Raw genomic sequence first — 23770 nt, 5'->3', positions numbered from 1 at the left:
CTGACGACTCATGGCACCTCCTATTTGGGCCTCATTATGAGGCTTGGAGGTGTCTACGAAACTAGGGGCGATTCAGTGTTCACCAGCAGTTGATTGGAAAGCCTCAGCTGAGCGCACTGTAGGTAAAACAAGATCTCGGATAAACTGTCTGATCTCGGTTTATTTGTACGGGTTGTCGCATAATGGCGTTGGATCGATTGGAGGCAATGCGCGCGTTTTGCCGGATCGTGGAAGTTGGCAGCTTCAACGCTGCCGCACAGTCGTTGGGGGTGGCCAAAACCACGATCTCAGGGCAGGTGCAGGCGCTGGAGGCGTTGCTTGGCATCAAGCTGCTGCATCGCACCACCCGGAAAGTCTCGCCGACGACCGAAGGCGCGGCGTACTACGCAAGGGCCCGTACGGTTATCGATGAAGTCGATGAGCTGGAAGCCTCGGTGTCGCATAGCCGAAACATGGTGCATGGGCGGGTGCGCATCGAAATGCCTTCGCCTGTGGGCGTGCTCTGTGTAGTGCCTGGCCTGGGTGACTTCATTGCTCGATTTCCGCAGATCCATCTGGACATCGGTTGCAGCGAACGTGTCGTCGATCTGGTCCAGGAAGGCGTCGACTGTGCGATTCGTGGCGGCGTGATCGCCGACCAGGATCTGGTATGCCGGCCCATAGGTCGGATGCGTTTTTCGCTCTGTGCCGCTCCTGCTTACCTCGAAGGCGCAGGTGTTCTTCGCACGCCTGCGGACCTGGCGACCCATAAACACTTCGGTTTCAAGTTTCCGGCCACCGGCAGGCGCTATGTTCCCACTCTCACATCCGGGGAGGTCCGATTTGACCTGGACCTGCCGCCTTTTCTTTACTTCAACAACGGAGGCGCCACGGCAGCAGCGTTGCTCGCCGGACTGGGTATCGGATTCTTGCCTACTGCGCACGCCCGGCCATATCTCCAAAGCGGTACGCTGATCGAGGTATTGCCTGATTGGCAGATGGCGAGCATGCCGCTTTCCATCGTGTATCCACAAACCCGGCATCTTTCGGCCAGGGTGAGGGCGTTCACCGATTGGGTGGCGGCATTGATGGCGAACGATCCGTTGTGGACGCTTTGAGCAGTTACTCATTGCTCTCTGGGGGTCACTGCCCTTTCGGTCGTCCATCGCACTGGATCGATTGTTCTCGCCAGTACTGCCACACTCGATCCCATCCGCTTTCATGCGTGACACCGGGTATCACGACGGTTTCGAGGCATGCGGCAGGCTCTAATCGTTGGCGATAGAAGACTTCGATCGCTGCAGGAACCACCCGATCGTCAGCGCCTGACAAGTGTCTTTGGGGAATCTTGGCCAAGCGCTGGCGGTACTGCAAGGGCTCAAGTGAGCCGGTCAGAGGTGAGAGTTGGTGTATTCGAACCCATTCTGTCGGGCTAAGGTTGCCGGCCAGTGTTTGTATCTGACTGACATCATCGCGTCGGGCGGCCAGTAGCAGAGCCACTGCGGCGCCACCGGAGTAGCCAACCAGTTCGAAACTCTTGTTGTGATAACGCGCTTTGAACAGATCGAGCGCTTGGTCAAGGCTGGCAACGACCTCTTCGGAGAATCGCTGGTTTGTCCACATCTCGTTCGTACATGTCGGTACGCTGACGAACTGACAGGGACGGGCAAGATAGATTGATGGCGTTGGATCATTCAGCGCCAATCGCGTGACCATCAGTTGTCGGGGGCTGGGATCGGTACTTGGCTGCGTTGCTGTCGCCCAGGCGCGGCCATCACCTTCCAGATAAATGCGTAGGTGGGTGGGGGCCTCTTGCTTGACCGCAGCGACCATCGCCAGAGGAAAAGGGCGGGTGGCCAAAATTTCCAGATGCTGGCCATGATTGGCTGCCAGCGCCTGAAGTGCCTGCTGAGGTGACTGGCATCCGCTCAGCACGGCACTGAACATCAGTGCCGTGCCTTGCAGGCAAATCCCAACCCAGCGCAGTGGGCCGAGTTTTGCAAGGGGCATCAGAAGTCGTAGCGCACTTTGGCTGTGAAGGTGTTGGCTTCGAAGTCCGACTTGCCGACATAGTCGTAGTTCAAGCCGACCGTGACAGCGCCCAGATGATAATCGGCGCCTACACCCGCTTCATAGCTGTTGCGTACGGCACTGGCACCGCTGGTCACGAAAGGCGTATTACCCGAGACGAAGGTCGAGGTGCTGCTGACTTCGTCACCGATGAAGTCGTGGTAGGCCATGACTTTGGCTTGCGGCTCAAATGTACCATTGCCCAGGGGGAAGCTGCCGGCAACGCGCAGACCCGCACCCAATTCCGCCACTTCAAAACGCTGATCTTCGACCTTCAGTGCGGCGGAGCTGCCTTTTTCACGGTACCCGTCGATATCCACGAGGCTGTATCGCGCGGCAAGGCGTGGCTCGACCAGAACCGAAGGGGAGATGTGGTAGGTGTAGCCACCGACCAGATTTACACCGAACAGATTGCTGTCGTAGTCCGCTTTGGCGGTTGTGCCGGCAATGCTGCGTTTGCTTTCGTTGTCGTTCAAGCCATAGGTCAGACTGGCATCAACGAAGTAGTTGCCCTGCTCGAAACCGCCGTACAGGGTGAAGGCGTGCCCGTCGACCTTGGTTTTGTCACCGGTCTTTCCGTTGACATCGGTGTTCAGGTAGCTGTACGCCACACCCAAGGTCACCTGATCGTTGAGCTTGCCGTCGGCACCCACTGCAATACCACGGCTGTAGGCGTTATAGCCGGCGACGTTGTCGCGCAGATCCTGGCTGGCATCGCTGTACAGGGTTTGCACCCAGACCCCGGTCTCCTTGAAGCCTTCGCCAGAAGACATACCGTGTGCGCCGGAGGTGCGGGCGCCGGTGACGTTGCTGATCAGGGTCTGGCCGGTAGTGGCCGCCTGGGTCGCACCGCCGTTGACCTCGGGGGTCAGCTGTTCGGCCAGCGCGCGCAGTGCCTTCGCGTCCTGGGAAGCATTGACATAGGACTGGAACACCTTGTCTTGCGGGTTCAGTGTAGCCAGTTGGGCGGCAACATTGCTGAATGCGGAAGCGGCGCGCTGGGCATTGTTGGAGCCACCGATGTCCTTGATCACCTCGCCGACTTCGGAAGCCGATTTGCTGGTGACGGTGGCCACGACCTGGTTACCTTCGATGACGTAGGTGTCGACATTCAGCAGCGAGGAGCGGCTGCTGACCAGTTTGCCGTCCTCGGTCTGGTTGTCCAGCGAGTCTGCCTGGACCAAGGTGTAGGTGCTGCCGTTGGCACTGAAATCGCTGCCTTGGGCAGCGAGGGTAATTTGCGAACCCTTTTCGAATGTGGCCGTGCCATCGACGCTCAGCACTGCTTTGCTGGCATCCGTCGCGCTACTGAGGTTCAGGTCCAGCGATGAACCGTTACCTACCAGCAGATCACCCTGCAAAGAGGTGTGGGCATTGACCAGCTGCAGATGGCCGGCTGTACCCTCGGTGCCAATCATCAGCGGGCCATTGTCGAACATCCGGATGTTGTAGCCATCGGCATCAGTGTTGGTGCCTTTGAACAATGCATCACCGGTGACATAGATGCGGTCCAGGTCGATCAGGTTGCCGGTAATCGATCCACCCTGCCAGTCCAGCACCACGGTATCGGACGCTTCGGATGCGTCGATCGCTTCATCTTCTGAAATCAGCGTGCCTCGGTTGACCAGCGTGAGCGCGCTACCTTCAGCTTCACCATCGAGGTCAAAACCACCGATTTCAATTGCAGCATCGGTTGCCTGGATCAGGCCATTGTTGATGAGCTGGGCGGACGAAGAAGTAAAGCTCACACCGTCAAGTTCTACGCCAACGGCGTCGTCGCCTGTGGCGATGATGCGGCCATTGTTTTCAATGCCGCCGATATCGACCCGATCGGTGTAGATGAAGTACTCATTGGAAGTGGCATCCAATGCAGTGGCGTTCTTTCCGCTGACCTGAATCAAACCGTTGTTGATCAGCTTGCCGTCAATCTCGCCGCCTTCCAGCAAGATGCCCTTGGCGTTGGTGCCGCTCGCTAGAATCTGCCCGGTACTGGCGTTGATCAGATCACCATGCAATTCCGACTGTCCGGAGAATTCCAAGGCTCGGATGCCATCACCTTCGAATTCATTACCGCTAACGCTCAGGGTGCCTTCGTTGATCAGGTCACCGTGGATGATGGCAGGGTCGACCAGCATCGCCGACACACCATCGCCGCTCACCGTGATGCTGCCTTTGTTCACCAGATTGCCCAGGATTTCAGTGGCCGGGCCGAACGATGAAGGGTCTTCGTCCTCTCCTGCCATGGACAGGTCCAGGCCATCGGAGTTAGTGCCATTCGCCTTGACGGTGGCGTTGATCACCAGGTCTTTGTTGAAGGTAACGCTGTTGAATTCGATGGCGTCCAAGTCGCTGTTGTTCGAAGAGAACGCGCCATTGACTTCCACGTGGTCTGCATAGGAGGCGTTTTCTATCTGCACGCCCGCGTTGGTCAGTGCGATAGTTTCAGCATAGACGGGATGTGCTGCGGCGGTGATCGCGAGAGCAATGAGCGTTTTTTGTAGGTTAACGACAGCCACTTTTCATTCCTTGACATCGATTTGAGAAAGCTTCCTTGCATGGCTCCACCTTGCATAGGTGGCCAATGGCCATGCTGGAGGCGCGCGGAGTATATATCCTGTGATTTATCATGGATATACATTTCTGGCGCCATTGTTATGGCTCATTCAGCAGGTGGGAATAGCTGGGAAACGGAGCCGTTATAGAGGGCGCGAACAGGTCAGCGAAACGGCTCTAAGCGGGGCCAATAGACACCAGCCCTTTGCGCTTTGTCGGGTCTGCTCCCTCGTCAAATGTACGCGGATGAGTAAACACATACTCCAACTCATCGGCCAATAATCTGGCCGGCCGGGTGATCAACTCCCGGTTCCGATAGACCATCGATATATCCAGACCCGGCACCTCTTCCTCGATCGTCAGTGCTTCGAGCACCGGACCGCTGCGGTTCATGTAATCGAACATGCGCAGCGGCCAGTAGCTGATCACATCCGTGCTGCAGGCCAGTTCACAGAAGATGATCCCGGCTGAACATTCGAGCAGGTCCTGGGGTGGCGCCAACTGGTAGTGCGTGAACATCAAGCCGATCCGTGAGCTGTCCAGCGGCTCCTGCAGCAGCCATCGCTGGTCACGCAACTGCCGCAGGGAATGGGCGCTGCGTAGCGGGTGGCCGCAGCGTACGGCCAGTACGGTGGGTTGGCTATACAGCGCCGTCCACTGGAAGCCATCAGCGTAGCGGCTGGCCGGCTGGCACGACAGCACCAGGTCCAGTTGCCCTTCACGCAGGCCCTCCATCAACTTGGAAGGGCGCATCTCATGGATGCGCAGGCGTACTTCAGGATTGCGCTCGATGAACTGGTTGATTGCCGTGATCATCTGCGTTCTTGGCGTTGCCGGGGAGATACCGATCGATACGGTGCCGCCGGTTTCGCCTTTGAGCACGGCAATCTCTTCGCGGGCGCGGCGGGCCTCCTCCAGCATCAGGCGTGCCCTGCGCACCAGGCGCTCGCCGTATTCGGTGGTGGTGATACCTCGGTTGGAGCGCACCAGCAGGGGTACGCCAAGCGACGCTTCCAGCTCTTTGATCGTTTTCGAGAGAGCGGGCTGGGAAAGGTGCAACAACCGGGCAGTTTCCTGGATGCTGCCGCTCTCGCAGATCGTGATCAGCACCTTCAGTTGATGGAGCTTCATAGGCTTTTTGTTTTCTTGGAAGGAGTCTGGCGTATTGCCATGAGGCGAAGATTAAACCTGGTGCGAAACAAGGTGCAACCTGGTGCAACCAAATTGACACTCATCTTTTAATTGGAGGTTTGTTCAATAAAAACAATGATGTCTTATCAATGAGCAGCAAACGTTTGGCCCTGATCATCCATGCGCCATACTGGTGCAATGGCGGCTGATTCGTAGGTTTGGTTATACCTATGAAAAAGTATGTGGTTGCACCTATAGCCTTCAGAAAACTAGGATTCTCTAGCAAGGTGCTACCCGGTAATACCTCGCCGAGTAGTGTGCCCATGACCACTAAGAAAAATAGTCGGCCCACAAGCCACGTCTGTATGCAGTAACCGAAGAGTTCGCACTTCGGATTGACCTGTCGCCACTCCGCATCCTTGACCCAGGCAGCCACGCTGGCCTGCCTTGTGGACAAGTGCGTCCTGAAAAAAAAGAAACACAAGGGAGAGTCGCTTCACATGAAGAAAAAACTATTGAGCCTGGCCATTCTTTCGGCCATGGGGGGCTTCGGCGGGCAGGTGCTGGCCGGAGGATTCATCGAAGACAGCAGTGCAAAGCTCGAGCTGCGCAACTTCTATTTCAACCACGACTTCCGCGACACGCACACCGAGACCCAGGACGAATGGGGGCAGGCGTTCTTGCTCAACGTTCAGTCAGGGTTCACCCAAGGCGCCGTCGGCTTTGGCGCCGATGCCACCTATACCTTGGGCGTCAAACTCGATGCACCCGGGGCACGGTCGATATTCCCGGCCGACTCCGACGGGGAGGCGGTGGACAACTTCAGCCGATCTACATCCCCACCGAGGGCTGCATGAACCTGGCGGCTCTCCAAGACCGAGGCCCGCTACGGCATCCTCACCCCAAAGTTGCCGATTCTCTGGTCCAACGATGGCCGGATGCTGCCGCAACTGTTCGAGGGTGGACAGATCACCAGCAACGAGATCGACAACCTGACCCTTACCGGTGGCCAGATCGAACACGTGGTTGGACGGATGTCGAGTAACTTCACCGGAATGTCGATCTCCGGTGGTACCCAGCAGAGCAACCAGTTCCGTTTCGTCGGCGGTGACTACAAGGGTATCAAGGACCTGACTCTGCAGTACTACTTTGCCAACCTCGAGGACTACTACGACCAGCATTTCCTCGGTGCATTGCACAGCCTGCCGGTGGGTCCGGGCGTGCTGAAGACCGACCTGCGCTACTTCCGCACCACCTCCGATGGCAAGAACGCCGACCTCGCTGCCGGTTATCGGGCGGCCACCAGCGGCAGTGGCAACGATGGTGAGCTGGACAACACCACCTGGAGTGCCAAGTTCACCTACGCCTTGGGTGGCCATGCCTTGAGCCTGGGCTACCAGCAGGTCTCGGACGACAGCATTTTTGCCCAGCTCAACCAGGGAGGCCTGCCCAACGAAGGGGCCGGTGGCGCCAGCACTTATGTCATCACCGACAGCCTGGTGCAGAACTTCACCTACGCCGGTGAGCGCACCATTCTCGGCGGTTACGCCTATGACTTCGCCGCCCTGGGCGTGCCCGGCCTCAATGCCAGCGTCACCTGGCTCAAAGGCGACCAGATCAAGACCGCCGTCGGTTCCGACCGCGAGGAATGGGAGCGCGACATCGTGCTCAGCTATGTGGTGCAGAGCGGCGCACTCAAGGGCGTAGGCGTTGCCTGGCGCAACGGGATGCTGCGCAGTGACGTGCTCGGCGACATCGACCACAACCGCCTGACCATCAGCTACACCTTGCCAATCTGGTAAGCACCCGACGCGATCACGTCAGATCCTCCCCCCGCCCGGCACCCCGGGAGGACCGGAGCGGTGCATCTGCGATTCGCCACGAGCGACTCGGGGAGCACCGGTACTTGAGCTGTTTTGCCCCGCAAATGCCGGGGGCTGCATGACGCAGTGAGCGACGGCCCGCGCCGTCACGATCATTCCAAGGAGACAGTTATGCCATTCAAGTTCCGCTCCATGCTTACCTCGATGTCCGTGTTGTTCACCCTCGGGCTGGCGACACCATTCGCCCATGCCGCCGATGCTGTGCAGATGGGCGCGGTGCTGTCGCTGACCGGGCCCAACGCCACCGTCGGCGAGGATGTGCGGCGGGCGGTCAAGCTCGCCGAAGACAAGGTCAACGCCGACGGTGGTGTGCTCGGCAAACCCTTCAAAGTCATCGTCGAGGACTCCGGCGGCAACCCCACGACCGCCATCAACGCTGCCCGCAAACTGGTCAGTGTCGACAAAGTGCCGGTGGTGATCGGTGAGTACTCATCGGGAATCAGCATTCCGATGGGCCAGTACCTGGTCAAGGAAGGCGTGGTGCATATCAACATCGCCAGCACCAGCGTCAAGGTCCGCGACCTGGGCAGCAGTTCGTTCAACCTGATCGGCCTGGAAGACAAGGGCAACAAGTTCTCCTCCCAGGACGCCTGGGACCTGGGCTTTCGGAATGTCGCCATCCTGGCTCCGAACAATGCCTACGGCCAGGGTGTAGCCCATGGTTTCCGTGCGGAGTTCGAGAAGCTCGGCGGCAAGATCGTCAACGAGACCCTCTACACCGCGGGTCAGTCCACCTACCGCCGCGAGCTGCAGCAGATCGCCCGGACCAAACCGGATGCCTACATCTACACCGCCTATGGCCAGGAATCGGCGGTCATCAACCGTGAGGCTCTGGAGCTGGGGCTGCGGGATAAACCGTGGTACGCGATCCTGCTTTCGATGAGCCTGTCGGACACCCCGGCCAACATCGCCCAAGGCCAACTGGGCATGGAAGTCGGCTCTTTCGTCGGTCCGACCGGCAAGGCCTACGCCGATGCGTTCGCCGCCAAGTACAAGGAGGGCATGAAAACCTCGTACACCGGTTATGCCTACGATGCCGTGCTGATGACGGCCAAGGCCATCGACAAAGCGGGTTCCACCGACCCGGCTGCCGTGCAGGCCGCGCTCAAGGATGTGGGCAAGGGTTATGACGGCGTGACCGGCAAGGTCGCCTTCGACGATGGCCGTCAGCGTATCGACCCACCCTACGCCAAGCTCAAGTACGACGGCGGCAAGGTCGTGCCTCGATAACTACGCAACACACCCGCCCGGTCCGCCGGGCGGTTTCTGCCTGCTCTTGCGGAGTGCTTTCCATGTTGCAGTTCCTGATCGATACCTTGCTTCGGGCAACCGACTTGGCGCTGATCGCTTTCGGCCTCAGTCTGGTATACGGGCTGGTCAAGTTTCCCAATATCGCCCATGTGCAATACGCCATGCTCGGCGCGTACCTGACCTACGGTCTGAATGGGGTCGGTGTGCCGCTGCCCGTGGCGTTGCTGGGGGCCGCACTGTTGGTCGGTGCACTGTCTCTGGCGTTGCAGCGCCTGGTGTTCCAGCGTCTGCTCAAAAGTGGCCCGGCCATCGCCATGATCGGCTCGCTGGCAATCGCCATGCTGTTGGTCGCGACCGTCCAAGGTTGGGCCGGTAGCTTCCCGCGCATGTTCCAGTTGCCGCTACAGGCGCCGCTGGTGCTGGGCGATGCGCGTATCACTCATACCCAGTTGTACTTCTTCTTCACGACCCTGGGGTTGCTCGCGGTGTTCACCGTGGCGCTGTTCCATACCCGCCTGGGCCGCGCCATGCGGGCGCTGGCGGGCAATCCGGCACTGGCCAATGCCTGTGGCCTGCATGCTGCGCGCATCACCCTGATGGTCACCTTCGCCAGCGGCGCCGTCGCCGGGCTCGGCGGTGGGCTGCTGGCGCTATCGACCGGCGCCCATATCAACCTTGGCCATGATCTGCTGCTGCCGGTGTTCGCCGCGGCCATTCTCGGAGGCTTGGGCAATCCGCTGGGCGCGGTCGCAGGCGCGTTGTTGATCGCCCTGACCGAGACCCTGGTCACCAACCTCGATTTCGGCTGGCTGGTGGGTCGGGAGATGGCCTTCCTGCCGGTCTCGTACATCAGTGGTGCAGCGTTCCTCATCCTGCTGCTGGCACTGCTGTTCAAGCCTTACGGCTTGTTCGATCGGGAGGTCCGCCGTGTTTGATTTCCTCGTTTCAGCGCTGACCTTCGCCAGTCTGTATGGGCTGATGGCGCTCGGGCTCAACCTGCAGGCCGGCTATGGCGGCTTGCTCAACTTCGGCCATATCGCCTTCGCCGGACTCGGGGCCTACGCCACCGGCATCGCCGTGCAGGCGGGCTATTCAGCGTGGCTGGGCATGAGTATCGGCGTACTGGCGGCCATGGCGCTGGGCGCATGCGTGGCACGGTTGGGGCGCAGCCTGGCCTCGGACTACTGGGGTATCGCCACGCTGGCCATTGCCGAAATCCTACGCGTGGTAGCCACCAACGAAGGCTGGCTGACCGGCGGTGCCCAGGGAATAGGCGCCATCCCGACCTTGTTCGAGGGCGGCGGCTTCCTGTTACTGATGCTGGCGTTGCTTTGCGTGGCCACGCTGCTGTGCCGGCGTCTGGCCGATGGACGCTTCGGGCGTGCCTTGCGCTTGATGCGCGAGGAGCCGCAACTGGCGGCTTGCATGGGCTATGACCTGACGTCGCTGAAGTCGCGGGCGATCATGACCGGTGCCGCGCTCACCGCCATCGCCGGTTCGCTGTACGCCCACTTCATGAGCTATGTCGGCCCTGATTACCTGCTCGCCTCCGAGACCTTCCTGCTCTGGACCATGTTGATGATCGGCGGGCTGGGCAATCTGCGCGGTGTGTTGCTGGGCGTGTTGCTGGTCCAGGCTGCCTACAGCCTGGTGCCGTTCGCCAAGGACTACCTGGGCTTCGATTCCGATTTGGCCGGTGCCCTGCGTCTGGGCTTGATCGGTGTGATCCTGCTGGCCTGCCTGATGTGGCGCAGCGAAGGCCTGATCCCTGAAAAAGTAAGGAAGATCGCATGAGTGCTTCTCGCACCAACCTGCTCAGTGTGCGTTCGGTCGCCAAAGCGTTTGGCGGCAATCAGGTGCTGCGTGACGTCAGCTTCGATGTGCAGCGAGGCGAAATCGTCGGCCTGCTGGGTCCCAACGGCTCGGGCAAAAGCACCTTGCTCAACTGCATCACCGGCTTCGAAGCGGTCGATGGCGGTGTCATCGCCTTGGGCGGTCAGCGCATCGAGCGGTTGCCCGCTCACCGGATCGTCCGCCACGGTGTCGCTCGCACGTTCCAGTTGCCATCGATGCCCACCAAGATGTCGGTCTTCGAAGTGGCGCTGGCGGCCAGCGCCGCTCAGCACGGCGTGTTCGCCACATTGCTGGGTACGCCGGCGCTGCGCCGCGCCGAGGCAGAAGCTCGGATCAAGGCTGAAGGATTGATCGACGCTTTATTGCTCGGGGCGGTACGCGATCTACCCGCATCGGCATTGTCGGGTGGGCAGAAGAAACTGCTCGGGATCGTCTGCGCGTTGATGGGTGAGCCTGAACTGGTACTGCTCGACGAACCGACCGCCGGCGTGCATCCCAACCTGCGTCGTGATCTTGTCCAGGCACTCAAGCGCCTCAACAGCCAGGGCATGACGCTGGTCATCGTGGAGCACGACATGCACTTCATTCGCGATGTCTGCAGCCGCTGCGTGGTGCTCGACCGGGGGGAGATCGTCGCCAGCTGCAAGCCGGACAAGCTCGCCTCCAACGAGCGGGTGATCCAGGCCTACCTGGGTGGTCGCCATACCCCACAAGCCCTCGAGGAGAATGCGCCATGATCGAAGTGAAGGACGTCGTCGCCGGCTACAGCACCGAGGTGGATATCCTGCGAGGCATGACCTTGCAGGCCAAGGCGAAGGAAATCGTCACCTTGCTGGGGCCCAACGGCTGTGGCAAGAGCACCCTGCTCAAGACCATCGCCGGCTACCTGCTGCCGCGCCAAGGCCAGGTGCTGCTGGAGGGGCGTGATGTGTCGCGGGTGCCGGTGCACGAGAAGATCCGTCGCTGCCGGTTGGGCTTCGTGCCACAGACCGACAATGTCTTCGCCAACCTGACCATTGCCGAGAACCTCAACGTGGGCGGCCATCATCAGGGCAAGCAGGACAATCAGCAACGCATCGAGGAACTGTGCACGGCGTATCCGATTCTGGCGAAGAAATTCAACGCCCCGGCCGCGTCGATGTCCGGAGGCGAGCGGCAGATTCTGGCACTGGCCCGGGCGCTGATGCCGAGGCCGCGTCTGCTGCTGCTCGACGAGCCCTCGGCGGGGTTGTCGCCAAAGGTCTTGCTGGAAGTGTTCGAAGCCATCGAGCTGATTCGCGCCCAGGAGGGCGTGACCATCCTGATGGTGGAGCAGAACGCGATGGAGGCCCTGCGGATCTCCGACCGCGCCTACGTGCTGTCGCTGGGGAGTGTGGCGTTGACCGGCAACGCCCGCGAGTTGATGCACGATCCTCAAGTCAGCGAGTTGTACCTGGGTGGTCGGGTCGCCTGACGTGCAGGTGGGGATGTCTGGCCGCGCAGCTGCCTGCGCGGTCCATTTTTGAGCGTTTGATGATGAAATTCAGCCACAAGATCCTGCTGGCCGCTGCCCTGGTCGTGATCAGTGCATTCGCCTCGTTCACCTTGTTCAACTACCTGTGGCAGCAGCGCGTGCTGGCTCGCGAGCTGCAGAGCCAGCTCCGCGAAGTCGGTGCGCTGTCTGCCGAGAGCATTCAGAACTGGCTGGGTGGCCGTGTGTTGCTGGTGGAAAGCCTGGCGCAACGTCTGTCGGCCGATACCGGCGAGGCGGCGGTGGAGCAGGCGTTCGACCAGGATGTCCTGAAAAGTACGTTCAATATGGTTTACCTCGCGCGTGCCGATGGCAGTTTCAGCATCCGCCCGCAACAGGACATGCCTGCCGGCTACGATGCTCGCCAGCGCGACTGGTACCAGCGCGTACAGGCACGCAACGACAGTGTGTTGACCGAGCCCTATGTCAACGCCGCCACCCAGGAAATGATCATGGCCGTCGCTGCCCCCGTGGTGCGCTCCGGTGAACTGGTGGGGGCAGTGGGCGCCGGCATGCCTATCGATACCCTGGTGCAGATCATCGGCAGTGTCGATCTGCAGGGCAAAGGTTATGCCTATCTGGTCAACGGTGCCGGTAAGATCCTGGTGCATCCGCAGACCGAGTTGATCAACCGCCGTCTGGATGAACTGGACCCGGCGCAGCCGCTCAAGGTCAGTCGGCAGTTGCAGGAACATCAAGTCGCTGGCCGGGCTCGTGTCGATACCTTCATTCCGGTCGCGGGCCTGCCGGGGGCAGATTGGTACGTCGGGCTATCGGTCGATCGGGATCTCGCCTACCAGTCCCTGCGTGACTTCAGTCGCTCGGCGATGATCGCCATGTTGGTTTCCGTCCTGCTGGTCATGCTGGCCCTTGGCGCGTTGCTGCGCCTGCTGCTCAAGCCGCTTCTGCACATGACCGTGGCGATGCAGGACATCGCTGCAGGCGAAGGCGATCTGACCCAGCGTCTGCCTGCTGCCGGACGTGATGAGCTGTCGCTGCTGGCGCAAGCATTCAACCGCTTCGTCGAGCGGATGCAGAGCACCATCGGCCAGGTCGCCAGCGGCAGCGTCGGCGTCGATGAAGGTGCGCGCAGCGTGGTCCAGGCCAGTCAGAGCACGTTGCACCAGTCAGACGCTCTGGTGCAACGCAGCGACAGTGTCGCCGCTGCCATCGAGCAGCTCGGAGCAGCCGCCCAGGAAATCGCCGGCAATGCTGCCAACGTTTCGCTGCAGAGTGCCGAGGCGCGTAGCCAGGCCGAGCAAGGCCAACGCATCCTCGGTGAGGGCTCGATTGCGCTGGATGCCCTGGCCGCCCAGGTCGACAGCGCCCGGGCCAGCATGGAGCAGTTGGGTGGCCAGACTGAGGCCATCGGCCAGATTCTCGAGGTCATCCACGGCATTGCCAAGCAGACCAACCTGCTCGCCCTCAACGCGGCCATCGAGGCCGCGCGGGCCGGGGAGGCTGGTCGTGGTTTCGCCGTGGTGGCCGACGAAGTGCGACAACTGGCCCATCGCAGCCAAGGCTCGGCGCAGGAGATCCACACCATGATCGAAGCCTTGCAGGCTGGTGCCCGTGAGTCGGTTGCCGCGATGGTCGCCAGTCACGCCCATGCCCAGAGCAGCGTGGCGGTCATCGCGCAGGCCTGCGACGGTATCGGCACGGTGATCGGGCGTCTGGTCGATATCGACGAGATGAACCAGTCAGTGGCTGCCGCTACCGAGCAGCAACGGACGGTAGTCGAGTCGATCAGTCGCGAGGTGGGCGAGATTTCGACGCTCAATCAACAGGTGCAGGCCAGCCAGCAGCAGGCGTTGCAGGTGTGCGAGCGCTTGGACGGGCGCTCGGCGCAGTTGCGCCGCCTGGTGGACAGTTTCCGCATCGTGCAGCGTGGCTGAACGCCGAATACCATTCCCGAGGGAATGCCTCAGCGCATCGCCACCAGCTTGATGCCAAACCCCAGCAGGCATACCCCCGCCAGCCGCTCGAACAGGTTCGCAATGCGTGGGTTGGCGCGCATGCGTTCGGCCAACAGGTGGGTCAGCACCACGGCGAGCAGCCCGTACAAGAAGGTCACCACGGCCACTGTCAGGGCCAGGAAGCCGAAGGTCACCAACCCTTGGTGCTTGACCGGATCGACGAACAGGGGAAAGAACGCCATGTAGAACATGATCGCCTTGGGGTTGAGCAAGGTGATCATCATCGTCTGGCGCAAGTAATGGCCGTGGTCCATGCGGCTGGCGCGCGGTGCGCCGCCCGGCTTGCTCAGCAGCATGCGCAGGCCCAGGTACGCCAGGTAGGCCGCGCCGGCCCATTGCACCACGTGGAACGCGGCAGGGTAGGCGGCGAGCAAGGTTGCCACGCCAGCCACCGCCAGCCACAACAGCACCTGGTCACCGAGGATCACCCCACAGGTCGCGGCCATGCCAGCCTTGATACCGCCCTTGCCGGTGGCGGTGATCAGGGCGAAGTTGCCTGGGCCAGGAATGGCCAGGACGATGATGAAGGCAATGACGAACGCGCCGTAGTCGGTGACGCCGAGCATGGAAACTCCTGTAGGGCAGTGCGAAAGCACCTAGATTATCGTGCTTTCGGTTGCCCGTCAGGCCACAAGCCATGATTCATGGGGGCTGTCGCACTTTAGGTAGTTGCTGCGCGAGTGACCGGTTACCAGTGCAGCGAAACGGTCCCTAGCAGCGTGCGCTCCTCGCCCCAGTAACAACGTCCGGCATTGTTGCAGCCGGCCACGTACTCCTTGTCGAACAGGTTGCGTGCATTGACCTCCACCGACCAGTTCTCGTCGATCTCGTAGCCGACCTTGGCGTCCACCAGGGTCACGTCGCCGGTGTCGAGCGTGCCGTACAGGGTTGCAGGTGTGTAGGCGAAAGTGCTGTCGAAGTGACGCACGCCGCCACCGATCTGGAGCCCCTTGAGCAAGCCGTCGCGGAATCGGTAGGTGCTCCATACCGACGCCTGGTTGCGCGGCACGCCGGTCATCTGATGGTCCTCGTACAGCGACCCGGCCACGTCCTTGGTGATGCGCGAATCCGTGTAAGTGTAGGCGGCGGTGAGGTTGAGGTTTTCAGTGATGTCGCTGTTCAGTTCCAGTTCCACGCCTTTGGAGCGGCTGGCGCCGATCTGGCGGTAATCGCCCACGGCCGAGTCGAACAGCACATCGTCCTTCTTGCGCAGGTCGTACACCGAAGCGGTGACGGTGGTGTTCCAGCCTTTGGGCTCGTACTTGATACCCACTTCGTACTGTTCGCTGGTGGTCGGATCGAGCGGCCCGCTGCTACTTTCGATCTGCTGGGTCGGCGCAAAGGCCGTGGAATAACTGAAGTACGGCGACAGGCCGTTTTCGAACTGGTACATCACCCCGGTCTGCCAGGTGAACTTGCTGTCCCAACTGTCCATGTCGGCTTCTGCATTGAGGGTACCGGCCTTGTTGCGGAATTGGCTGTTGACCCGGTCGAGGCGCCCGCCCAGCAGCAACACCCACTTGTCCACCTTGGTTTGCAGCTGGCTGTACAGGCCATACATGGTCTGTTCGAGCAGGGCGTTCTGCACCGCGAATGGGGTGCTCGGCTTGCCACCCCAGACCGGGTTGAAGACATCGATGGTGCCGCCGAAGCCTGCGTCCCAGTCCTGGTTGAACGAGGTGCGGTCCAGGCTTGCACCCATCAATACGGTGTTTTCGAACGCGCCGCTGGTGAAGTGGCCTTCGAGTTGGTTGTCCAGGGAGTAGGCGATGGACTTGTTGTAGCGATCATAGGCCTGGTTGGTAAGCGTGGTACCGAAGCCACCCTCGTCGAGGGTGCCCGGCCACATTTCCTGGCGGTCGATGCGCGACTGCAGGTAGCGCGAGTTCTGGCGAAATTGCCAGGTGTCGTTGAAACGATGGCTGAACTCGTAGCCCAGGCTCCAGGTTTCACGCTCGAAATTGTCCCAGTCCGGGTTGCCGGAAAGCTGATCCTTGTCGATCTTGCCGTTGGGGTTGTGCAACAGCGTACCGGCGGCCGGGTAGCCGAGCTCCATCAGGGTACGGTCGCGCTGGTAGGTGGCCAGCACGGTCAGGCTGTTGAAGTCGTCGAAGTTCAGGGTCAGCGAAGGGGCGAGGTACAGGCGGTCATCAGGCTGGTGGTCGATCTGCGTGTCGGACTTGCGGCCCATCATCACCAGACGGCCGAGGATGTTGCCTGAATCGGACAGGGGCCCAGACACATCGACACCCAGCTGCCGGCGGTTGTGCGAGCCGTAGCTCAGTTGCACTTCGCCCCGCGGGTCGGCGGTCGGGCGCTTGCTCACCAGGTTGACTACGCCGCCTGGAGCGTTTTCGCCATACAGGATCGAAGTCGGGCCGCGGAACACCTCCACCCGCTCCAGGCCATAGGGTTCGCTGCTGGTGTCGTAGCGGTTGCCTTGCACGCGCAGGCCGTCGCGCAGCAGTCCATAGCCATAGTCGGTGGCATTGAAGCCGCGGATGAAGAACAGGTCACCCGCCTGCCCATCACCGCCGGCGAAGGGTGGCGAGAAAATCCCCGGCACGTAGCCGAGCACCTCGGTCAGGGTTTGCGATTGCTGGTCGTCCATGCGTTGGCGGGTCACCACCGAGACCGAGCGCGGCGTGTCGGCCAAGGCACTGCTGGTCTTGCTGGCGGTGCTGCTAGCGACCGCGCGATAGCCGCTGTCACCCTGACCGTTGCTGGCGAGCAGTGCGGCAGCGTTGACGGCGGTGGCGTCCAGTTGTAGGGCGTTGTCTTCGGCGAGCGGATGCAGCACGTAACCGGTGTTGCCCTGAGGCACGGCTTGCAGGCCGCTGCCCTGGAGTAGTTGGGCCAGTCCTTGGACAACACTGTAGCGACCTTGCAGGCCAGGGCTGCTCTTGCCGGCGGCCAGTTCGTTGCTGCCCGCGAGGTAGATGCCGGCCTGGCTGCTGAATTGGTTGAGAGCGGCTGCCAGCGAGCCGGGGGCGATGTCGAACAGGGTTTCGGCGTGAACTACCTGTTCGGCCAGGGCCGGTGATGCCGGCAGCATCAGCGGCGCGGCGGCGCAAAGAGAAAGCGGCGCGGCAAGCGCCAGGCGAAACGCGGGGTGGAAAGGCGTCGGCATGCGGATCCCTGGAATCGTTACGGTGGGTTGATGTGGCTTACGGGAGGTAAACCGAACGAGACGGGAAAAAGGGAACCAGCCGTTTGCTATTTTTTCTCGAACCGCCGTTCACGCGGGCTCCACAGTGACCCACCAAGGCGTCAATCGCTGTACCCGGATCGGCAAGGCCGCTTGCAGCAATGCCAGCGCACGGTCGGTGTCGTCGAGGGGAAACGCCCCCATCACCGACAGCTGCGCCACTGCCGGGTGCCAGCCAAGATGCCCATGCCGATAGCGCCCCAGGGTCTGCAGCAAGTCTGCCAGGGGCATGCCCTCGGCATTGAGCCGCCGGTGAATCCAGGACTCCCCCGCGCTAAGTGCCGGGCCGATGGCACCTAAGCCGCGGGCGTTGAACGCGAGTTGCTGGCCGGCCTGTACCACGCAGCGCTGCTCGCTGAGGGCAGTACACACCTCGACGGCGCCGGCATAGACATTCAGCTGGGTGGTCTCGTCCTGCTGCAACACGCTGAAGCGGGTCCCTAGGGCTTGCATGCGCCCTTGGGTAGTCTCGACGAAGAACGGCCGCCGAGGGTCGTGTGCGGTTTCCACCAGGATGTCACCGAAGCGCAGGTGCACCACCCGCGACAGCGGCGAGAACTCCAGGTCGACAGCGCTTTGTGCGCCCAGCCACAGCTGGCTGCCATCGGCCAGTTGGGTTTCTCGGGTTTCACCGATGCCCGTGGCCAGGTCCGCGCGCCACCCCGACAACGGCGCCCCACGCCAGGCGTGCCAGCCCAGCAGCGAGCTGGCGCCCAGCACCAGCAAGGTCTTGAGCCCGCTGCGGCGGCTGAAGCGCCGTGCATCCTGGTCGCGCAGCACTCGCCCGGCACTGTTGCCTGGGCCTTGCAACGGAGCGAAGCGCTGGCCGACCCGTTGCACGTACAGCCAGGCCAACTGGTGGTCATCGTGCTGGTCGAGCCAGCGTTGCCATTGCGTGCGCACTTGCGCATCGGCGTGCTCGTCTTGCAGTTGCACGTACCAGTGAGCAGCTTGTTCGAGGCTTGCGTGGCTGAGCCTGGGGGGCTGGCGGGTCATGGCGTCACTCCACCAGCAGGCCGTCGAGTTCGGCCTCTAGGATGGCGCAATGCAGGAACGCCTGGGCCAGGTACTTCTTGATCATGCGTTCGCTCACGCCGATGTGCGCGGCGATATCGCGGTAGCCCAGGCCGTCGATCTGGGCTAGAAGGAAAGCCTGGCGGACCTTGGACGGCAGGCGCAGCAGCATGGCGTCGACCTCGTGCAGGGTCTCGACGATCAGCGCACGTTGTTCGGGGGAGGGCTGCAGGGCGGGGGGCTGCAACGCCAGGTGCTCCAGCCAGGCCTGCTCCAGTTTCTGCCTGCGCCAATGGTCGATGCACAGGCCGCGGGCGATGGTCGCCAGGTACGAGCGCTCACCTGCCTGGCCGTCGAACTGTCGCGGTCGATGGAGGATGCGCACGAATGTGTCCTGCACCAGGTCGGCGGCATCGGGGCGATTGCCGAGGCGCCGCTGGAGAAACCCAAGCAACCAGCGCGAATGGCTCTGGTAGAGGCTGTGAATGGAGCTGTTCAACTCAGGTATCGAGACCACGGCGGGCATCCGGCGCAAGCGCATAGCTGGTGCGAATGAGAAATGATCGCAATAGTAGGGGCGACTGATCAATACTGCAATCGCCCGATAAGTGGCACGTGGCCATGAGACAACCTGTCGCCTTGCGCCCGGCCAGGCAATTTGTTTGTACTGGCATTTCAGTTACAATCGCCGAAACGATTCAGCGCTGTAGGTCAATTCGACAAAAGCCTGAGTCATTTTCTGGTTCTCTAGCCGCTGAACAATGACCACAAAAAGCCTGCGCGGAAGAACACGAAACACTTGGGCCAGCCACAGGCCCACCTACCTGTTCTACTGACTGGATTTTTCAATGTTCAAGAAAGCTGGCAAAACCTTGCTGGGCCTCGCTGTCGCCGCAAGCTTCATGCAGGCGCATGCCGAAGACACCAAGAAAGTCGATGTGCTGCTGGTCGGCGGCGGCATCATGAGCTCCACCCTGGCCGTGTGGCTGCACGAGCTGGAGCCGAGCTGGTCGATGGAGATGGTCGAGCGCCTGGACGGCGTCGCCGAAGAAAGCTCCAACGGCTGGAACAACGCCGGTACCGGCCACTCCGCGCTGGCCGAGCTGAACTACACCCCGGAAGACAAAGACGGCAACGTCAACATCTCCAAGGCCATCGAGATCAACGAAGCCTTCCAGATTTCCCGTCAGTTCTGGTCCTGGCAGGTTCGCCAGGGCGTGTTGAAGAACCCGCACTCGTTCATCAACACCACTCCGCACATGAGCTTCGTGTGGGGCGACGACAACATCAAGTTCCTCAAGAAGCGCTACGACGCGCTGCAGGCCAGCCCGCTGTTCCGCCCGATGCAGTACTCCGAGGACCACGCGCAGATCGCCAAGTGGGTCCCGCTGATGATGGAAGGGCGCGACCCGAACCAGAAGCTCGCGGTGACCTGGACGCCGATCGGCACAGACGTCAACTTCGGTGAGATCACCCGCCAGTTCGTCGGCCACCTGCAGACTCAAAAGAACTTCGACCTGAAGCTCTCCAGCGAAGTGCAGGACATCAGCCGCAACGAAGACGGCTCTTGGCACGTCGAGTACAAGAACCTGAAGGATGGCACCGAGCATGCCACCGACGCCAAGTTCCTGTTCATCGGTGCCGGTGGCGGCGCGCTGAAGCTGCTGCAGAAGTCCGGCATTCCGGAAGCCAAGGAGTACGCAGGCTTCCCGGTAGGTGGCTCGTTCCTGGTCACCGAGAACCCGACCATCGCCATGCAGCACATGGCCAAAGCCTACGGCATCGCCTCGACCGGTGCGCCACCCATGTCGGTTCCGCACCTCGATACCCGCGTGCTCGATGGCAAGCGCGTGATTCTGTTCGGGCCATTCGCCACCTTCTCGACCAAGTTCCTGAAGAACGGTTCGTACTTCGACCTGCTTGGCAGCACCACCCTGCACAACGTGTGGCCGATGACCAAGGTCGGTATCGACCAGTACCCGCTGGTGGAGTACCTCGCCGGCCAGCTGATGCTGTCGGATGACGACCGCTTCGAGGCGCTGCGCACCTACTTCCCGAACGCCAAGAAGGAAGACTGGAAGCTGTGGCAGGCGGGCCAGCGTGTGCAGATCATCAAACGTGACGCAGAGAAGGGCGGCGTGCTGAAGCTGGGTACCGAAGTGGTGGCCTCGCAGGACCGCACCATCGCCGGCCTGCTGGGCGCTTCGCCAGGTGCCTCGACTGCCGCGCCGATCATGCTGAACGTGCTGGAAACCGTGTTCAAGGAGAAGGTCGCGACTCCAGAGTGGCAGGCCAAGATCAAGGAAATCGTACCGAGCTACGGCACCAAGCTGAACGACTCGGCAGCGGCCACCCAGAAAGAGTGGAACTACACTGCCGAAGTGTTGCAGCTGCAGAAGCCGCCGGTGATCGACCAGAGCGTCGGCACCAGCACCGATCTGAGCAAGCCGGTTGAAAGCAACCCTGAAAACGACATGGCGCTGTAAGCGGCGACCGGTTGTGATCGAAAGCCACGGGGGTGACCTCGTGGCTTTTTTGTTGGCTGAAAATCGATGAGCTGGCCGTGGCCGGAACAGGCATCAGCGCTGACGCAGAATGCAGTCGAGCAAACCCGGAAAGCGCTCCTCGAGCATTTCGCTGCGCAAGGAGTTCATGTGCGTGGTGCCGACATTGCGGGTATGCACCAGCCCCGCGTCACGCAACACGCGAAAATGATGGGACATGCTCGACTTCGGTCGACCACCGTCCAGCTCGCCGCAGCTGGCCTCGGTCACGCCGGCCAGGTGGCGGACGATACCCAGGCGCACCGGGTCGCTCAAGGCGTAGAGCACGCGTTCGAGTAGCAGGTCTTCAGGATTGGGATGTTTGTAGGCTCGCATGGTCGACATGATAACGAGGGTTTCCATTATTGCCATAGTTCGATTATGATCGAACTATCGTATTCAAGCCAACCGGGAGCTTGCCCATGTCCGTACTGTTCGAACCCTACACCCTCAAGGACGTCACCCTGCGCAACCGCATCGCCATTCCCCCGATGTGCCAATACATGGCCGAGGACGGCATGATCAACGATTGGCACCACGTGCACCTGGCCGGCCTGGCCCGTGGCGGTGCCGGGTTGCTGGTGGTGGAGGCCACTGCGGTGGCGCCGGAAGGGCGCATCACTCCCGGCTGCGCCGGCATCTGGAGCGATGCCCATGCCCAGGCCTTCGTCCCCGTGGTGCAGGCCATCAAGGCTGCCGGTTCGGTACCGGGCATCCAGATCGCCCACGCCGGGCGCAAGGCCAGCGCCAATCGTCCCTGGGAAGGTGATGACCACATCGCCGCTGACGATGCCCGTGGCTGGGACACCATCGCGCCTTCGGCCATCGCCTTTGGTGCCCACCTGCCGAAAGTGCCGCGTGAGATGACCTTGGACGATATCGCCCGGGTCAAACAGGATTTCGTCGATGCCGCACGCCGTGCCCGCGATGCCGGTTTCGAATGGATCGAACTGCATTTCGCCCATGGTTACCTGGGCCAGAGCTTTTTCTCCGAGCACTCCAACAAGCGTACCGATGCCTACGGTGGCAGCTTCGACAACCGCAGCCGCTTCCTCCTCGAAACGCTCGCTGCCGTGCGCGAAGTCTGGCCAGAGAACCTGCCGCTGACTGCCCGTTTCGGTGTGTTGGAGTACGACGGTCGCGACGAGCAGACCCTGCAGGAGTCGATCGAACTGGCTCGTCGCTTCAAGGCCGGCGGGCTTGACCTGCTGAGCGTCAGTGTCGGGTTCACCATCCCCGACACCAACATCCCGTGGGGCCCGGCATTCATGGGGCCGATTGCCGAGCGCGTGCGCCGCGAAGCGGGCTTGCCGGTGACTTCGGCCTGGGGCTTTGGCACCCCGCAACTGGCAGAAGGTGCGCTGCAGGCCAACCAGCTCGATCTGGTGTCGGTGGGCCGGGCACACCTGGCCGATCCGCACTGGGCGTATTTCGCAGCCAAGGAGTTGGGTGTGGAAAAGGCTTCCTGGACCTTGCCGGCACCTTACGCCCACTGGCTCGAGCGTTATCGCTGAGGTGCTCGGGGCCGCACAGCGGCCCCGCGCTCAAAACCGATCCAGCCGGTAGGCCTGCATCTCGGGCCCTGCGGACTGCTCCGCCAAACGCCCCACCCATTGCGCCGTCACCGCCGCCTGGGTCAGCCCCAGATGCTGATGCCCGAACGCGAGCAGCACACGGCCATCACAGACCCGGTCGATCACTGGCAGAGAATCCGGCAGCGACGGCCTGAAGCCCATCCACGGCGTTGCGCCCTCGGTGCTCAGTTCATCGCGGAACAACCCCGTGCTCAATCGGTGCAACTGCCAAGCCCGTTGCATGCTCGGCGCTGCGTCCAACCCAGCGAACTCCACCGTGCCGGCCAGGCGCAGGCCCTCGGCCATCGGCGTCATGATGAACTTGCGCTCCAGTGACGTGACGGCGAACGGCAAGCGCTGATGCTCAGCCGGCAACATCAGGTGATAGCCTCGCTCGGTATCCAGTGGCACGTGCTTACCAGTCAGCGCCGCCGTCAGTCGTGCCGAATGAGCGCCACAGCTGACCAGCACCTGGCGCGCCTGGAATCTGCCCTGGCTGCTGGTGAGGCTGACGCCGGCTGCGTTGGGCTGGCCGCCGTCGACCTCGGCGCGGATGAAACGTACCCCACTGGCCTTGGCCGCCTCGAACACTTCGCAGACGACGCGGTACGGGTCGATGAAGTGTCCGGTGCCGGGGAAGAACAGCCCGCCGAGCAAGGCCGGGTTCAACTGAGGGGCGGCTGCCCGCACGCTCTCGGCCGACCACAGATCCACCGCGACATTCTGCCTTTGCATGCGCGCAGCCAGGGCCTCGAGCACTGGGCGCGACGCAGGCTTTTCGAATACCAGCAGCGAGCCGTCTTCCTTGAACAATGCGCTGTGCCCGATTGATTCGAGCAGTTGCTGCCAAGCCCCAAGGCTGCCTTCGTTCAGCGCGCGGATGCCTGCCACGCTGCGTTGGAACGGCGCCGGGCGCAGGTTGAGCAGTAGCCGGACGAACCAGGGCATGGCCTTGGGCAGGTATTTCCAGTCCAGACGCAGCGGGCCCATGGGGTCGAGCAGCATGCGTGGCAGGCGCTTGAGGATCGACAGATCGGCGATCGGGAACACCTGCTCGGTGGCCAGGTGTCCGGCGTTGCCATAGGACGCGCCCTGGCCAGGCTCATTGCGATCGATCAGCAGTACCCGACGTCCCTGACGGGCCAGTTGCAGGGCGCAGGCGACGCCGACAATGCCGGCGCCTACCACGGCGACATCGGTATCTAACGGGGCATCGGCCATGGT

General features: G+C 61.8%; 18 protein-coding genes and 2 pseudogenes. 11 read left to right on the top strand and 9 right to left on the bottom strand.

Annotation, left to right across the window (positions count from 1 at the left end):
- Nucleotides 1-182: 182 nt before the first annotated feature.
- Nucleotides 183-1097, top strand: a complete 915-nt coding sequence (locus KY379_RS22310; protein WP_261241454.1) for a LysR family transcriptional regulator — start codon at nt 183-185, stop codon at nt 1095-1097.
- A 25-nt stretch (nt 1098-1122) separates the two neighbouring features.
- Here the strand turns inward: KY379_RS22310 and KY379_RS22305 are convergent, their stop codons facing one another.
- The 3 genes from KY379_RS22305 to KY379_RS22295 form a co-directional block, all read right to left on the bottom strand.
- Nucleotides 1123-1989 carry an alpha/beta hydrolase gene (locus KY379_RS22305; RefSeq protein WP_133327935.1) on the bottom strand — a complete coding sequence of 289 codons (867 nt, stop codon included), beginning with the start codon at nt 1987-1989 and terminating at the stop codon, nt 1123-1125.
- On the bottom strand, nt 1989-4565 hold the full coding sequence (locus KY379_RS22300) for an autotransporter outer membrane beta-barrel domain-containing protein (RefSeq protein WP_261241453.1): 2577 nt from the start codon (nt 4563-4565) through the stop codon (nt 1989-1991). The genes KY379_RS22305 and KY379_RS22300 overlap by 1 nt, the downstream gene beginning before the upstream one ends.
- A 214-nt stretch (nt 4566-4779) precedes the next feature.
- Nucleotides 4780-5733: a LysR family transcriptional regulator gene (locus tag KY379_RS22295; protein ID WP_261241452.1), complete on the bottom strand. Its 954-nt coding sequence runs from the start codon at nt 5731-5733 to the stop codon at nt 4780-4782.
- A gap of 500 nt (nt 5734-6233) precedes the next feature.
- Here KY379_RS22295 and KY379_RS22290 point away from each other — a divergent pair.
- From KY379_RS22290 to KY379_RS27485, 8 genes and pseudogenes are all read left to right on the top strand, one after another.
- Nucleotides 6234-7535 (top strand): annotated as a pseudogene (locus KY379_RS22290) (OprD family porin).
- Between the two features lie 192 nt (nt 7536-7727).
- Nucleotides 7728-8846 (top strand): ABC transporter substrate-binding protein, encoded by a 1119-nt coding sequence (locus KY379_RS22285; protein ID WP_133327943.1) that lies wholly within the window; start codon nt 7728-7730, stop codon nt 8844-8846.
- Nucleotides 8847-8908: 62 nt separating this feature from the next.
- Complete coding sequence (locus KY379_RS22280) at nt 8909-9802, top strand: branched-chain amino acid ABC transporter permease (protein WP_196172165.1); 894 nt, start codon at nt 8909-8911, stop codon at nt 9800-9802.
- The gene (locus KY379_RS22275; RefSeq protein ID WP_196172164.1) at nt 9795-10661 is read left to right on the top strand and encodes a branched-chain amino acid ABC transporter permease; all 867 of its coding nucleotides are present in this window, start codon (nt 9795-9797) and stop codon (nt 10659-10661) included. The genes KY379_RS22280 and KY379_RS22275 overlap by 8 nt, the downstream gene beginning before the upstream one ends.
- On the top strand, nt 10658-11458 hold the full coding sequence (locus KY379_RS22270; RefSeq protein ID WP_133327949.1) for an ABC transporter ATP-binding protein: 801 nt from the start codon (nt 10658-10660) through the stop codon (nt 11456-11458). Before KY379_RS22275 ends, KY379_RS22270 begins: the two co-directional genes overlap by 4 nt.
- Nucleotides 11455-12174 (top strand): ABC transporter ATP-binding protein, encoded by a 720-nt coding sequence (locus KY379_RS22265; protein WP_133327951.1) that lies wholly within the window; start codon nt 11455-11457, stop codon nt 12172-12174. Before KY379_RS22270 ends, KY379_RS22265 begins: the two co-directional genes overlap by 4 nt.
- A 59-nt stretch (nt 12175-12233) precedes the next feature.
- A pseudogene (locus KY379_RS27490) lies at nt 12234-13256 on the top strand (cache domain-containing protein); the annotation flags it as partial.
- Between the two features lie 312 nt (nt 13257-13568).
- Nucleotides 13569-14126: a methyl-accepting chemotaxis protein gene (locus KY379_RS27485; protein ID WP_409977292.1), complete on the top strand. Its 558-nt coding sequence runs from the start codon at nt 13569-13571 to the stop codon at nt 14124-14126.
- Nucleotides 14127-14155: 29 nt separating this feature from the next.
- Here the strand turns inward: KY379_RS27485 and KY379_RS22255 are convergent, their stop codons facing one another.
- From KY379_RS22255 to KY379_RS22240, 4 genes are all read right to left on the bottom strand, one after another.
- The gene (locus tag KY379_RS22255; protein ID WP_133327955.1) at nt 14156-14773 is read right to left on the bottom strand and encodes a LysE family transporter; all 618 of its coding nucleotides are present in this window, start codon (nt 14771-14773) and stop codon (nt 14156-14158) included.
- 122 nt (nt 14774-14895) lie between these two features.
- Nucleotides 14896-17337: a TonB-dependent siderophore receptor gene (locus KY379_RS22250; RefSeq protein ID WP_133327957.1), complete on the bottom strand. Its 2442-nt coding sequence runs from the start codon at nt 17335-17337 to the stop codon at nt 14896-14898.
- Nucleotides 17338-17445: 108 nt separating this feature from the next.
- On the bottom strand, nt 17446-18411 hold the full coding sequence (locus KY379_RS22245; RefSeq protein ID WP_261241450.1) for a FecR domain-containing protein: 966 nt from the start codon (nt 18409-18411) through the stop codon (nt 17446-17448).
- 4 nt (nt 18412-18415) lie between these two features.
- Nucleotides 18416-18955, bottom strand: coding sequence for a sigma-70 family RNA polymerase sigma factor (locus KY379_RS22240; protein WP_261241449.1), 540 nt, complete (start codon nt 18953-18955; stop codon nt 18416-18418).
- A 322-nt stretch (nt 18956-19277) separates the two neighbouring features.
- Between KY379_RS22240 and mqo the strand changes: the two genes are divergently transcribed.
- Complete coding sequence (mqo, locus tag KY379_RS22235) at nt 19278-20915, top strand: malate dehydrogenase (quinone) (protein WP_165976058.1); 1638 nt, start codon at nt 19278-19280, stop codon at nt 20913-20915.
- 93 nt (nt 20916-21008) lie between these two features.
- Here the strand turns inward: mqo and KY379_RS22230 are convergent, their stop codons facing one another.
- Entirely contained in the window at nt 21009-21344 is a 336-nt protein-coding gene (locus KY379_RS22230; RefSeq protein WP_133327965.1) for an ArsR/SmtB family transcription factor, read from the bottom strand.
- 50 nt (nt 21345-21394) lie between these two features.
- On the opposite strand from KY379_RS22230, the gene xenA reads away from it, so the two are divergent.
- Nucleotides 21395-22486: a xenobiotic reductase XenA gene (gene xenA, locus KY379_RS22225; RefSeq protein ID WP_133327967.1), complete on the top strand. Its 1092-nt coding sequence runs from the start codon at nt 21395-21397 to the stop codon at nt 22484-22486.
- 30 nt (nt 22487-22516) lie between these two features.
- Here xenA and KY379_RS22220 read toward each other — a convergent pair whose 3' ends face one another.
- Complete coding sequence (locus KY379_RS22220) at nt 22517-23767, bottom strand: NAD(P)/FAD-dependent oxidoreductase (RefSeq protein WP_133327969.1); 1251 nt, start codon at nt 23765-23767, stop codon at nt 22517-22519.
- Nucleotides 23768-23770 lie beyond the last annotated feature (3 nt).

The organism is Pseudomonas sp. HD6422 (assembly GCF_025377065.1).
Classification (GTDB): Bacteria; Pseudomonadota; Gammaproteobacteria; order Pseudomonadales; family Pseudomonadaceae; genus Aquipseudomonas; species Aquipseudomonas putida_U.
Note: the sequence above shows the minus strand (reverse complement) of the source record. Positions and strands in the feature narration are given on the sequence as shown.